Origin of the sequence: Streptomyces flaveolus (genome assembly GCF_014648815.1) — a bacterium.
Lineage (GTDB): Bacteria > Actinomycetota > Actinomycetes > Streptomycetales > Streptomycetaceae > Streptomyces > Streptomyces flaveolus.
This window is the reverse complement of sequence record NZ_BMRV01000025.1, coordinates 14749-27596: the sequence shown is the minus strand read 5'-3', so window position 1 is coordinate 27596 and position 12848 is coordinate 14749. Positions and strand designations below refer to the sequence as shown.

The 12848-nt window shown below is 72.6% G+C and carries 14 protein-coding genes; 8 read left to right on the top strand and 6 right to left on the bottom strand.

Features of this window, described 5'->3' with window-relative positions:
- Positions 1–25 precede the first annotated feature (25 nt).
- Positions 26–1246: a 3-deoxy-7-phosphoheptulonate synthase gene (locus IEZ05_RS34910; RefSeq protein WP_229869996.1), complete on the bottom strand. Its 1221-nt coding sequence runs from the start codon at positions 1244–1246 to the stop codon at positions 26–28.
- A gap of 142 nt (positions 1247–1388) precedes the next feature.
- The gene (locus tag IEZ05_RS34905; protein ID WP_189234337.1) at positions 1389–1985 is read right to left on the bottom strand and encodes a 4'-phosphopantetheinyl transferase superfamily protein; all 597 of its coding nucleotides are present in this window, start codon (positions 1983–1985) and stop codon (positions 1389–1391) included.
- 351 nt (positions 1986–2336) lie between these two features.
- Here IEZ05_RS34905 and IEZ05_RS34900 point away from each other — a divergent pair, with 351 nt between their 5' ends.
- A complete protein-coding gene (locus tag IEZ05_RS34900) occupies positions 2337–2840 on the top strand; it encodes a hypothetical protein (protein ID WP_189234336.1) in 504 nt (167 codons plus the stop codon).
- Here IEZ05_RS34900 and IEZ05_RS34895 read toward each other — a convergent pair.
- A complete protein-coding gene (locus IEZ05_RS34895) occupies positions 2817–3353 on the bottom strand; it encodes an RNA polymerase sigma factor (protein ID WP_229869995.1) in 537 nt (178 codons plus the stop codon). The genes IEZ05_RS34900 and IEZ05_RS34895 overlap by 24 nt on opposite strands.
- Before the next feature lie 656 nt (positions 3354–4009).
- Here IEZ05_RS34895 and IEZ05_RS34890 point away from each other — a divergent pair.
- The 3 genes from IEZ05_RS34890 (at position 4010) to IEZ05_RS34880 (ending at position 5642) form a co-directional block, all read left to right on the top strand.
- Positions 4010–4576 carry an RNA polymerase sigma factor gene (locus IEZ05_RS34890; protein WP_189234335.1) on the top strand — a complete coding sequence of 189 codons (567 nt, stop codon included), beginning with the start codon at positions 4010–4012 and terminating at the stop codon, positions 4574–4576.
- On the top strand, positions 4573–5064 hold the full coding sequence (locus IEZ05_RS34885; RefSeq protein WP_189234334.1) for a hypothetical protein: 492 nt from the start codon (positions 4573–4575) through the stop codon (positions 5062–5064). Before IEZ05_RS34890 ends, IEZ05_RS34885 begins: the two co-directional genes overlap by 4 nt.
- Positions 5065–5216: 152 nt before the next feature.
- Positions 5217–5642 carry a hypothetical protein gene (locus tag IEZ05_RS34880; RefSeq protein WP_189234383.1) on the top strand — a complete coding sequence of 142 codons (426 nt, stop codon included), beginning with the start codon at positions 5217–5219 and terminating at the stop codon, positions 5640–5642.
- Positions 5643–5944: 302 nt separating this feature from the next.
- Here the strand turns inward: IEZ05_RS34880 and IEZ05_RS34875 are convergent, their stop codons facing one another.
- Entirely contained in the window at positions 5945–7333 is a 1389-nt protein-coding gene (locus IEZ05_RS34875) for a cystathionine beta-synthase (RefSeq protein WP_189234333.1), read from the bottom strand.
- Between the two features lie 168 nt (positions 7334–7501).
- Between IEZ05_RS34875 and IEZ05_RS34870 the strand changes: the two genes are divergently transcribed.
- From IEZ05_RS34870 to IEZ05_RS34860, 3 genes are all read left to right on the top strand, one after another.
- Positions 7502–8527: an SGNH/GDSL hydrolase family protein gene (locus IEZ05_RS34870; protein WP_189234332.1), complete on the top strand. Its 1026-nt coding sequence runs from the start codon at positions 7502–7504 to the stop codon at positions 8525–8527.
- A 254-nt stretch (positions 8528–8781) separates the two neighbouring features.
- Entirely contained in the window at positions 8782–10002 is a 1221-nt protein-coding gene (locus tag IEZ05_RS34865; RefSeq protein ID WP_189234331.1) for an acetyl-CoA C-acetyltransferase, read from the top strand.
- A gap of 292 nt (positions 10003–10294) precedes the next feature.
- A complete protein-coding gene (locus IEZ05_RS34860) occupies positions 10295–11077 on the top strand; it encodes a hypothetical protein (RefSeq protein ID WP_189234330.1) in 783 nt (260 codons plus the stop codon).
- A gap of 15 nt (positions 11078–11092) precedes the next feature.
- Here the strand turns inward: IEZ05_RS34860 and IEZ05_RS34855 are convergent, their stop codons facing one another.
- The gene (locus tag IEZ05_RS34855; RefSeq protein WP_189234329.1) at positions 11093–11404 is read right to left on the bottom strand and encodes a hypothetical protein; all 312 of its coding nucleotides are present in this window, start codon (positions 11402–11404) and stop codon (positions 11093–11095) included.
- 103 nt (positions 11405–11507) lie between these two features.
- Between IEZ05_RS34855 and IEZ05_RS34850 the strand changes: the two genes are divergently transcribed.
- A complete protein-coding gene (locus IEZ05_RS34850; RefSeq protein ID WP_189234328.1) occupies positions 11508–11738 on the top strand; it encodes a DUF4287 domain-containing protein in 231 nt (76 codons plus the stop codon).
- A 113-nt stretch (positions 11739–11851) separates the two neighbouring features.
- Here IEZ05_RS34850 and IEZ05_RS34845 read toward each other — a convergent pair whose 3' ends face one another.
- Complete coding sequence (locus IEZ05_RS34845) at positions 11852–12763, bottom strand: Bax inhibitor-1/YccA family protein (protein WP_189234327.1); 912 nt, start codon at positions 12761–12763, stop codon at positions 11852–11854.
- Between the last annotated feature and the right edge of the window lie 85 nt (positions 12764–12848).

Below are 12848 nucleotides of genomic sequence, written 5' to 3'. Positions count from 1 at the left end.
ATCCGAACGACGCCCCCCTAGCCCCCTAGATCTCCCCCGCGCACAGCCGCGCGGTCAGCTCGGCGATCTCGGCGGTCTGGGAGCCGTTGAGGCGGGGATCGCAGGCGGTCTCGTACCGCACGTGCAGACCGTCCTCGGCGATGCCCACGGAGCCCCCGACGCACTCGGTGACCTCGGCGGGCGTGGCCTCCAGGTGGAGACCGCCGGGGATCGCGCCGGCGGCGCGCGCCGCCGCGAAGAAGCCGCGGATCTCGGCGCCCACCGTCGCCACGTCCCTGGTCTTGTGACCGCTGCCGCCCACATAGGTGTTGCCGTGCATCGGGTCGCACATCCACACCACCCGGTGGCCCGAGCCCGCCACCACCTCCAGCAGCGGCGGGAGCAGCTCACGCACCTGGCCGGCCCCCATCCGCGAGATCAGCACGAGGCGCCCCGGCTCCCGGTCCGGGTCGAGGCGGGCGCACAGCGCGGCCAGCCGGTCGCGGTCGGTGCCCGGCCCGATCTTGACGCCCACCGGGTTGGCGACCCCGGACAGGAACCGCACGTGCGCCCCGTCGGGGTCACCGGTGCGCGCGCCGATCCAGGGCAGATGGGCGGAGGTCAGGCACAGGCTGCCCGACACGGGGTCGCGCCGTACCTGGGGCTCCTCGTAGTCGAGGACCAGCATCTCGTGGCTGGTCCACACCGCCGGGACACCGGACACCGTCGCCCCGGGCAGGGCCATGCCGGACTCGGCGAGCTCCCGCAGCAGGTCCAGGACCTCGCGCGCGTGCGCGTGCCCGCGCAGCAGCCGCATCGCGTCGGGTACGCGCGCGGCGGGCTCGGGGCGCGGATCGTTCACGAGGTGCCCGCGGAACGACGGCAGCACGAGCCCGCCGACCCGCTCGGTCGGGGAGGAACGCGGTTTGGCGTACTGCCCGGCCAGCCGGCCGATGGGTATCACGGGCCGGCCCAGCGCGGCCCGCAGGGTGCCCGCGGTGCCGTGCAGCTGGCCGACCCGCGCCGCCACGCCGGCGAACGTCGGGGCGTCGAAGGTCTCCGCGCAGTCCCCCAGCTGCACCACGAAGGCCTCCCCGGCGGCGGCCCCGGCGAGTGCGCGGCGCAGGTCGAGGATCTCGTCGGACCGTACGAGGGGTGCGGCGCCGGCCAGCCGGGCGCGGATGCGGCGCAGCAGCCCCTGGTCGGGCCAGTCGGGCTGCTGTGCGGCCGGGCGTTCGCGCCAGTCGGACGGAGTCCACTGGGGCACGCGGCGGGGTGAGGCGAGTACAGCGGGCGGGTGCATGACGAGATCGGCCTCCGTCGTCGGATGCGGGCAAGGGCGAGGGCAGGAGAGGGCAAGGTGAGGGCAAGCGGGGAGCACGTGCGGAAGCGGGAAGCGGCGCCCGGCCTCAGTCCTGGGGCAGCGCCCAGCACAGGACGCCCCGGTCGGGCAGGTGCCGGACGCTCACGTGGACGCGGGTGTGGGGCCGGCCCGCCGCCCAGGCGAGGTAGCCGGCCCCGTCCGGCTCCAGCCGCACGTCCCGCAGCCCTCGCGGGGCCGGGTCCACCACGGCGTGGAGCGCCTTGAAGGCGGACTCCTTCGCGGAGTAGAGGGCGAGCAGGCGCCGGGCCGCCGTGCGGGGCGGGCCGAGCAGCGGGCGTTCGGGCCCGCGCAGCACCAGGTGGGCCGCTCGCACGGGCAGCGGGGTCATCTCCAGGTCGACGCCCAGGGTCCGGAACAGACCCGAGGGGCCCGCGACGGCGACCGCGACACCGCCGGAGTGACTGATCGACGCGGCGATCCCCTCGGGCAGCCGGGGGCGGGGCCCGTCGCACAGCACGGAACCGGCGGACAGTCCCGCCGCGCGCACCGCCCGGTGCAGGGCGCTGCGTCCGATGAGGAAGTCGCTCCGGCGCGCTTCGGGCATGGTCCGCGCCAGGCTCCGCTCCTCGTCGGTCACCGCGACGGGCGGTCCCTCGTGGGCCGACGCGACCCCGAATCCCATGCCCGGAATGCGCGGACCATTGCTGGAAAAAGCGCGGTGAAGGTTGTGGAGCGGCCCACTGAAATACACGATGCTCGCTTCCCCGTCCGTTGTCGTCGGTATCCCTGAGAACCGGTGACCGACCACCCGGGCGAACCCTTCTCCCGGCGTGCGCAACGGTTCGGTAACCTGGTTTCTCACACAAGGAAGAGGCCGCCCGGCACGCAAGTACTCCCTGTGCGTCAAATCCCTTCCTCCGCGGCCCGCCAGCCCATGACGTGAAGTTTTTCCAGGTCTTGACCATCCCGGGAGACAGTGCGACGCTCCCTCACATACGTAACCTCACGTACGCGTGAAGAGGGAGCGACAGCAATGACCGGTGCGGTGGACAACGGCTGGCCGCTGGCCGAACTCGACCCGATACGCCGGCTGAGGATCATCGCGTCCAGTGCCCGGCACCCGGCCTTCGCCGAGCGCCGTTTCGACGTGCCGGTCGGCCACTTCTGGTCCGTCGCGTCCGACCTCGAGACCGAACTGCCGCTCATCGTGCCGGGGCTGCGGTCCTTCACCGTCACGGCGTCCTCCGGTGACCGGCTGTCGGGCCGGGCGGTCGGCGCCTTCGGCTACCGCGAGCGCTTCGACGTCGTCCTGCGTCCCGGGTGGTGCCTGATGCAGGGCACCGCGCTGACCAGCGGCATGGCCGCCACGCCGGACGGTGGCGGCTGCCGCTTCGCCTTCTTCAGCACCCTGCGCCTGCCGGGCGGCGACACGCTGGACCGGATGCGCGCCCCCTGGTCGGCGCGGCGGGCCCAGCGGATGCTCGACCGCCTGGGCGAACGGGTCGCGGCCCGCTCAGCCCCAGGCCGAGCGGAATGACCGCCGGGCCCGGAACAGCCGGGACCTGACCGTCCCCACGGGTATCTCCAGCAGGGCGGAGACCTCCTGTTCGCTCAGCCCCTCGACGTGACGCAGCATCAGCACGGCCCGGTGCTCCGGCATCAGGCGGCCCAGCGCGTCCGTGATGTCCGAGGCGAGGTGCAGGTCCCCCGCGACCGGCGGGTCCTCCCACTCCATCGGCACGGTCGGCTGGCGCCGGCGCTGGTTGGCGAACTTCAGCGCCTCCCGCACGGCGATCGCCCGCACCCATCCGAACAGGGCCGCCGGCTCCTTGAGCTGGCGGATGCTGCGGAACACCGCGATCAGCGCCTCCTGCGCGGCGTCGGGACCGTCCTGCAACGCCACCGGGCCACAGATCCGGCCGACGAAGGGGGCGAGGATCTCCAGCAGTTCGTCCATCGCCAGCGCGTCCCCGCGCCGCGCCCCCTCGACCAGGCGGGCCAGCAGCTCCGGATCCCGGTGTCCCGTGTGCCCTTCCCCGCCCCCGCTCACCGCACCCCCGCTGGCGCCGTGACCGGGCAGGGAACGCGGAAGGAATTTCCAGATTCAACCGGATAACCGGACGCCGGGAACGGGCGGCGCCGAACCCTCTCGTATTGACGGGAATTCAAACAGAGCTTGCCGACGACCGCTTTCCGGATTAATAGCTGCACCATGTGTAACGGACCCCCCGTAGATGGCTAATTCAATAGCCGCACATCGCGCCCACCCTAGCACCGGGTGCAGAAATCCGGGAGGTTGAGCCGAGGAGCCCGCCCCGGCCGGGCATATGCCGGACGGCGGCCGCAACAGATCGGCTCAGAACGCATCACCTCTCCACACCTCGGCGATAATCCGGCACTCCGAAACAGTCCTCCGCGCATGCCGAAGAGTGCCTCGGCGTTCGCCTCCGCCCGGCACTCACTGTCCGCCAAGTCCGCTGCCGGCCGGCGGACCGGTTCCCCGGCCCGCGGGACGGACATCCCCACCCGGACAGAGGCCCGCCGGGGGCCATGCACTCCCTCGGGCGCCGATTCCAGTTCCAGCCAGTTCACGACGGACGGGAGTGCCCGGCCGCCGCCGCTCCTCCTCCTCCACGAAAGCTCCCACACCGACGCCGTCCTGGTGCCGCCGCTGGAGCGCCGACGTCCAAGGGAGGAGAACGGCACATGAACACAGCCCGAGCGGGCACCCTGCGCAAGGCCCCTGCCCCGCGGCAGGACACACAGGAGGATCCCTGGGCCGCGGGAGGCGTCCTCGTGCGGGCTGCCCAGTCCGGTGACGCCATGGCCCTCAACGAGCTGCTGGGCCTGCTCACCCCGTACGTGAGCCGGCTGTGCCGGCCGATCGCCCTCGGGCACAGCGCCGACGCCGTGCAGGAGGCGCTGATCGCGGTCTTCCAGGGCCTGCCCCGGCTCCGCGACCCCCGCGCCCTGTACGCGTGGGTGCGCACCATCACGGTGCGCGAGGCGGTGCGGGTGGCCCGCCGGACCGAACGCGAGACACCCGTGTGCGAGTTCGACGACATCGTCTGGCCGGGCAGCCCGGAACTGGCGGTGGACATCCAGGACGTGCTCACCCGCATGTCCACGGAACACCGCGCGGTCCTGGTCCTGCGCGAACTCGAGGGCCTGGACGAGCGGTCGGCGAGCCAGATCCTCGACATCTCCTGCGGCACGATGAAGTCCCGGCTCCACCGTGCCCGTCACAGCTTCCGAAAGGCGTGGCCGCGATGACGACCAACTGGCCTACGGCCGACCTCGACCCGGTCCGGCGCCTGCGCGTCCTGGCCGCGGGACTGCACGCCGTCATGTACGCGGAGGCCCATGTCGACCTGCCGGTGGCGGACGTGTGGTCCGTCGCCGGGGACCTGGAGGGGGAACTCCCCCATCTGGTGCCGACACTGCGCGAGTTCCGGTGCCGTCCCTGCGGCGGGGACCGCTTCCACGGCCAGGCGTACGGTCCCCTCGGCCACACCGCCCGCTTCGACGTCCGGCTCCAGCCCGGCTGGTGCCTGATGCAGAGCCGGTACGTGGTCGGCGGCATGGCGGCCGTCCCCGAGGGGTCGGGCACGCGCTTCGCGGTCCTCGGCGGGCTGCGCCGGCCCTGGTCGGCACCCCTCCAGAACGCCCTGCGCCCGCTCGGCCGCTCCCGGGGACTGCTGATGATCGACCGGGCCACCCGGCGCGCACGGCTCCGGCGGGACACCCGGGAGGCCGGCTGAGCACCCGGGGCACGGACGCCGCCGCCGGACGGGACCGGCGGCGGCGGACCTCCGCCCGCCGCCCGGCCCGTACCGCTCACCCCCGCCGAAGACGGGGGCTAACCCCCGTGCCGGCGCCGTCCCCGCCCCCTACCGTGGGACGCATGACGGGAATGGACGGGCGGGACACCGACCTCAAGAAGGAACTCGACGCCACCCTGCAGACTCGCAGGGAGCTCGGTGAGGAGTACGAGTCGGCACTGGTCGACTCGTTCCTGGAGAAGGTCGACCAGCGCATCGACGGCGCGGTCGAGCGCCGGGTGCGCCGGCAGTTCGCCGAGCAGCAGATGACGGCGGCCCGGGACAGCCGCTCGCCGCGGTCCACCGACTCCTTCGGCGAGCGCTTCGGCTTCGGCATCGTCTCGCTGGTCCTCGCCGTCCCGCTCTCCGCGATCGGCGGCGGCGTCGCCCACCTCCCCGGGCTGCTGACCGCCTGGGCGGGCATCGTCGGGGTCAACGTCGTCCAGGCCGCCCGCACCAACCCGGGCCTCTTCGGCCGTCGCCGCACCCCCGGCCGCGAGGACCGCTGGGAGGACTGAGCACGCCGGAAGACTGCGCGGGGACCGCCGCACCCCCATCGCTGAGGGGCGGGACGACGGCGGTCCCCGCGGGGGACGCGGTGCCGGGCCTCACGGCCGGGCGGCGCGTCCGTGGCGTCCGTGGAGGTCCGGGAGCCGCTCCGGAAGGTCCTCGACGCCGTTCGGTGCCGGCCCGGGCGGGGAGCCGCTCCCGCCCTGCCGACACCCCCTACTGTGCCGACCTCGTGTTAAGCGGGTGCTGCGCGAACGTGACGCGCGCGTACCACTTCCGCGAAGTCCGCGGGCGAGCACGGATCACGGACCTACTTGCCGCCCTTGGCGAGGAAGGCCAGCAGGTCCTGACGGCTCACCACACCCGTCGGCTTGCCCTCGACCAGGACGATCGCCGCGTCGGCGGAGCCGAGCACGGACATCAGGTCGGCGACCGGCTCACCGGAGCCGACCTGCGGCAGCGGGGCGGACATGTGCTTCTCCAGCGGGTCCTCCAGCGAGGCGCGCTTGGCGAACAGGGCGTCCAGCAGCTCGCGTTCGACGACCGAGCCGACGACCTCGGCGGCCATCACGTCCGGGTGACCGGCGCCGGGCTTGACGATCGGCATCTGCGAGACGCCGTACTCGCGCAGCACCTCGATGGCCTGGCCGACGGTCTCGTCCGGGTGCATGTGGACGAGGGAGGGGATGGCGCCGTGCTCCTTGTCGTTCAGGACGTCGCCGACGCGGGCGCTGGGGCCGGCGTCCTCCAGGAAGCCGTAGTCGGCCATCCACTCGTCGTTGAAGATCTTGCTCAGGTAGCCGCGCCCGCTGTCCGGCAGCAGGACGACGACCACGTCGTCCTCGCCGAGCCGCTCGGCCACCTCCAGCGCCGCGACGACGGCCATGCCGCAGGAGCCGCCCACCAGCAGGCCCTCCTCCTTGGCGAGGCGGCGGGTCATCTGGAAGGAGTCCTTGTCGGAGACGGCGACGATCTCGTCCGCGACGTCGCGGTCGTAGGCCGTGGGCCAGAAGTCCTCGCCGACGCCCTCCACGAGGTACGGGCGTCCGGAGCCGCCGGAGTAGACGGAGCCCTCGGGGTCGGCGCCGATCACCTTCACCGCGCCGTCGCTGGCCTCCTTCAGGTACCGCCCGGTGCCCGAGATGGTGCCGCCGGTGCCGACGCCGGCGACGAAGTGGGTGATCTTCCCCTCCGTCTGCTCCCACAGCTCGGGGCCGGTCGAGTGGTAGTGGGAGAGCGGGTTGTGCGGGTTGGAGTACTGGTCCGGCTTCCAGGCGCCCGGCGTCTCGCGGACCAGGCGGTCGGAGACGTTGTAGTAGGAGTCCGGGTGCTCGGGGTCGACCGCCGTCGGGCAGACGACGACCTCGGCGCCGTACGCGCGCAGCACGTTGATCTTGTCCGTGGACACCTTGTCAGGGCAGACGAAGATGCACTTGTAGCCCTTCTGCTGGGCCACGATGGCGAGGCCGACGCCCGTGTTGCCGCTGGTCGGCTCGACGATGGTGCCGCCGGGCTTCAGCTCGCCGCTCTGCTCGGCGGCCTCGATCATGCGCAGGGCGATGCGGTCCTTCACCGAGCCGCCCGGGTTGAAGTACTCCACCTTGGCCAGGACGGTGGCCCTGATGCCCTTGGTCACGCTGTTGAGCCGCACCAGCGGGGTGTTGCCGACGAGGCTGATCATCGAGTCGTGGAAATGCACCGTGGTCTCCGGATGCCGCAAAAGATGTGGTCGTGATTGGTTCCGCCAGCCTATGGCCTGCGGGCCCGCCGATGCCCTGTGTCGGTCGTTCACTCCCCGTTGAGATTGGGCGACCGTCCGTACGGGGCAAGCAGTGGGTGTACGGCTCGATGGAGGTGGCGGCGACGTATGACGAGCATGTCGAGGGCGAGGGTGGCCCGGCGGATCGCGGCCGGCGCGGCGTACGGCGGCGGCGGGATCGGGCTGGCCGGCGCGGCCGCGGTCGGTCTGCTGCTGGCGGAGGTGCAGCTGGCCAGGCGCCGGGTGGGCATCGGCACGCCCGACCGGGTGCCGAACGCGGAGGGACTGTACGGCGGCTCCCTCACGACGGCCGCCGTCCCACCGCTGCGGCTGGTGATGCTGGGCGACTCCACGGCCGCCGGTCAGGGCGTGCACCGGGCCGGCCAGACACCGGGCGCGCTGCTGGCCTCCGGGCTCGCGGCGGTGGCCGAGCGGCCGGTGGAGCTGACCTCGGTCGCGGTGCCGGGGGCCCGTTCGGACGACCTGGACCGCCAGGTGGGGCTGGCGCTCGCCGATCCGGACCGGGTGGCCGACATCTGCGTGATCATGGTCGGCGCGAACGACGTCACCCACCGCATGCCGGCCACCCGCTCGGTGCGGCACCTGGCGACGGCGGTACGACGGCTGCGCACGGCCGGCGCGGAGGTGGTGGTCGGCACCTGCCCGGACCTCGGCACCATCGAGCCGGTGCCGCAGCCGCTGCGCTGGCTGGCCCGGCGGACCTCGCGGCAGCTGGCGGCGGCGCAGACGATCGGCGTGGTGGAGCAGGGCGGGCGCACGGTGTCGCTGGGCGACCTGCTGGGCCCGGAGTTCGCCGAGAATCCGCGGGAGCTGTTCGGCCCCGACAACTACCACCCCTCCGCGGAGGGCTATGCCACGGCGGCGATGGCGGTCCTCCCGTCGGTCTGCGCGGCACTCGGCCTGTGGCCGGCGGAGGAGGAGCGTCCCGACGCCGCCCGCCGGGAGGGCTTCCTGCCGGTGGCACGGGCGGCGGCCGAGGCCGCGGACGAGGCCGGCACGGAGGTCGCGGCGGCGATGCCCACGGGCCCGCGGGGCCCCTGGGCCCTGCTCAAGCGGCGCAGGCGCCGGAGGGTCTCGGAGGCGGAACCGGCGACACCGGCACAGCGCGGGTAGGCGGGGAGGGGCGTCGGCATCCGCGCCCCAAGGGGCGCGGGGAACTGCGCGACCGGTCAGGGACGACCCGCGCCCGGCCCCGGACCCCCGCGCCGCAGCGGCCCCGCACTGACAAGGCACCGGACCGCCGGAGGCCCAAGCAAGCGCTTAGAAAGTTGCGGTCCATGTCACACACCCATACCCGTGACCCAGGCCATACGGCCGGGTAACTTCCCAACCAGCCGCCTCATCCCCGCGACGCCACTGGAGCCGTGATGCCCGAAGCCGTGATCGTCTCAGCCGCCCGCTCCCCCATCGGCCGCGCCTTCAAGGGCTCCCTGAAGGACCTGCGCCCCGACGACCTGGCCGCCACGATCATCCAGGCGGCCCTCGCCAAGGTCCCCGAGCTGGACCCGAGGGACATCGACGACCTGATGCTCGGCTGCGGCCTGCCCGGCGGTGAGCAGGGCAACAACCTCGGCCGGATCGTCGCCGTCGAGATGGGCATGGACCACCTGCCCGGCTGCACCATCACCCGGTACTGCTCCTCGTCCCTGCAGACCTCCCGCATGGCCCTGCACGCCATCAAGGCCGGCGAGGGCGACGTCTTCATCTCGGCCGGTGTCGAGATGGTCTCCCGGTTCGCCAAGGGCAACTCCGACAGCCTGCCGGACACCCGCAACCCGCTCTTCGCCGAGGCCGAGGCCCGTACCGCCGAGGTCGCGCAGCAGGAGGGCACCACCTGGCACGACCCGCGCGAGGACGGCCTGGTCCCCGACCCGTACATCGCGATGGGCCAGACCGCCGAGAACCTCGCCCGCGTCAAGGGCGTGACCCGGCAGGACATGGACGAGTTCGGTGTCCGCTCGCAGAACCTCGCCGAGGAAGCCATCAAGAACGGCTTCTGGGAGCGCGAGATCACCCCGGTCACCCTCCCCGACGGCACCGTCGTGTCCAAGGACGACGGTCCGCGCGCCGGCGTCACCCTGGAGGCCGTGCAGGGCCTCAAGCCCGTCTTCCGTCCCGACGGCATGGTCACCGCCGGCAACTGCTGCCCGCTCAACGACGGCGCCGCCGCCCTCGTGATCATGAGCGACACCAAGGCCCGTGAGCTGGGCCTGACCCCGCTCGCCCGCATCGTCTCCACCGGCGTTTCCGGCCTCTCCCCCGAGATCATGGGCCTCGGCCCGGTCGAGGCGAGCAAGCAGGCGCTGTCCCGCGCCGGGCTGACCATCGACGACATCGACCTGGTCGAGATCAACGAGGCCTTCGCCGCGCAGGTCATCCCCTCCTACCGGGACCTGGGCGTCCCGCTGGAGAAGCTGAACGTCAACGGCGGTGCCATCGCCGTCGGCCACCCCTTCGGCATGACCGGCGCCCGCATCACCGGCACGCTGATCAACTCCCTCCAGACGCACGACAAGCAGTTCGGCCTGGAGACGATGTGCGTCGGCGGCGGCCAGGGCATGGCCATGGTCATCGAGCGCCTCAGCTGAACCGGAACGGGCTGCTGAAAAACCGTCAGTAGCCCTTCGGGGACCCAGCGTCACCCCTCGGCCCAGAACCCCGCTGACATCCGGGTTCTGGGCCGATTTGTGACCCAACCTCCCCCAGGATGTGACCTACCTCTCCCGCCACCCTGATTTCCGCAGGTCAGACCAGCCACACCCGTACCTCACGGGCCCAAAGTCCTGTCCGTTTCGTGACGTTACGCACTGACAGACGGTTAGTCCGCCCTTCAAGCTGAGGTAGGAAGTCGGGGGTCGACTTTGAACCGGGAGTACGTCCGTGAGCGCCATGCCGATCGCCCTGCTGCTCACCACGGCCGCCACCGGCGCCGTGGGCGTCGCCGTCCTGCGCGCTGTCCTCGTGCTGCGCCGCCAGGTCGCGGCCCTGCACACCGAGCTGGCCGAGAGCCGCGCCGCCGCCACGCGGGGCCGGGTCCCGGCCGCCCGCACCACCAGCGACGCCGAGGAGATACGCGCCGCCGTCGCCGAGGCACTCGCCGAGGAGCGCGAGCGGGAGCTGGCCGAGGCGCGCGCCTTCTGGGCCGCCCAGGAGTCCCGCGACGCCTCCGACGCCCCTCTGCTGCTCGGCCTGTCCGACAGCGAGCTCTTCCTGCCCCGCCAGGCCGACCTCGTGGGCCTGGAGCCGGTGACCGAGCCGGGCGCGGACGCCGACGAGCCGGCCGGGGAGTCCGCCGAGCTGGCCGCGGCCCGCCGCCGGCACCCCTCGCACCCGGACTTCGTCCCGAACCCGTCGCCGGCCGTGAACGACCACGAGCGCACCGTCGCCGCGCTGGAGGAGCTGGCGGCCTCGCACATCGCGCTGGCGGACGTCCGCCCGGGCCCGCTGGGCACCCTCGACGTGTACGTCTTCGCCGACGGCACCACCCTGTGCATGACGCCGGGCCACCGCGAGACCGCGGAGCGCCTGGCCGCCGCCCTGCGCGCGGGCCGGACCCCGTACCTCCTGGGCGGCTCGGGCATCTCCGGCGCCTACACGCTGACCTTCGCGTGCGGCGAGGAGAACGTCTACATCCTGGCGGACCGGGTCATCGCGTCCCTGTAGCGACGGGTGCCCGCCTCACACCCCGGCCCGCTTGCGGGCCTCCTCCACCAGCCGCACCGCCTCCTCCACCTGCGCCGCGTCCGTCAGGACGACGGCCAGGTCGTGCGCGGCGACGGCGATCTGGTCGGCGGCGGCGAACATCCCCGCGTCCGGCATCCGCCGCGGCTCGGCGTCCGGTTCCTCGACGAGCTGGGCGCGCCGGGCCAGCTCCCTGGCCAGCTCCAGCGCCTCGGCGGCGGCACCGCGCTGCAGCCTGCTCTGCGGTGCGGCCCGCAGCCGGTCGGCGAAGTCGTCCACGGCACGGGTCAAAGGCGTCGTATCAACCACGGCGCGAGCGTACGCGGCGTTCCGGGACTGTTGCCAACGGGCGAACGCTCAGGCACGGTGACCTGAAGGACCGGCTTACATCCCCTTTCGCCCGGAGGCGCCGATGTCCCATGTCTTCTCCGAGGAGACCCACCGCAATCTGCTCGCCCGCATCCCCCACTGCACCGGTCGTGAGATCGCCGACTGGCTGCGCGCCGTCGAGGACGGACCCTCTCTCTTCCGCTTCGAGGAGAAGGTCAGCTGGCTCCGCCACGAACACAACCTCGCGTACGGCCACGCGAAGGCCATCGTCCACGAGTACGACCTGAGGAGGGCCGCGCGCAATCTGCTCTAGGCGTGCACCGTTCCACCGGCGGTGACGAGCCGCGAGGACGACGAAGGGGCCCCGGGCACAGTGCCCGGGGCCCCTTCACGCGTCGCTCCGGCAGGCGGGGCGTCGCGGTACCGCTAGTCGCTGCTGTTGAGGATCGAGATGAGCCGCAGGAACTCCAGGTAGATCCACACCAGCGTCAGCGTGAGGCCGAAGGCGGCGAGCCAGGCCTCCTCGCGCGGGGCACCGTAGGCGATGCCGTCCTCGACCTGCTTGAAGTCCAGGGCGAGGAAGCAGGCGCCGAGGATGATGCCGACGATGCCGAAGACGACACCGAGGGCGCCGCTGCGGAAGCCGAGGCCGTCACCGCCGCCGAAGACGGCGAACAGCAGGTTCACCATCATCAGGAAGACGAAGCCGAGCGCGGCCGCCATCACGAAGCCGTAGAAGCGCCGGTTGACCCGGATCCAGCCGGCCTTGTACGCGATCAGCACACCGGCGAAGACCGCCATGGTGCCGATCACGGCCTGCATGGCCGCGCCGTCGGCGATGCGGTTGTCGACGACGCTGGAGACGACGCCGAGGAACACGCCCTCGAACGCCGCGTAGGACAGGATCAGCGCGGGCGAGGCCTTGCGCTTGAAGGACTGGACGAACGCCAGCACCATGCCGATCAGCGCGGCGCCGATACCGATGCCGTACGAGCGGCTGATGTTGGCGTCGTCGACCGGCAGCAGCGCCCAGGCGAGCGCGGCGGTGACGATGAGGACACCGAGCGTGGATCCGGTGCGGACGACGACGTCGTCGATCGTCATCCGGCCGGTGGTCGCCGGCGCCTGCGGCGGCGTGCCGTACTGCTGGTCCTGCTGGGCGTACGGGTTCTGCGCGTAGGGGTTGCCGGCGGGCTGGGCGTACGGAGCGCCCTGCGCGTACGGATTGCCCTGCGTGGCGACGGCGGGGCCCCCGGCCTGCGGCGCGGCGTTGAAGCCCGCGTAGCCGTTGTCGCGGCTGAACCCCCGTCGCGAGAAGACCGGGTTTCTGCTCCTCATTTCACTCCTCCATGGCCACACTGCGCAGCCTTGGCCTAAGAGTAATAGAACGGCAAAGGATTGACCCTACTGCTTGGGGAGGATC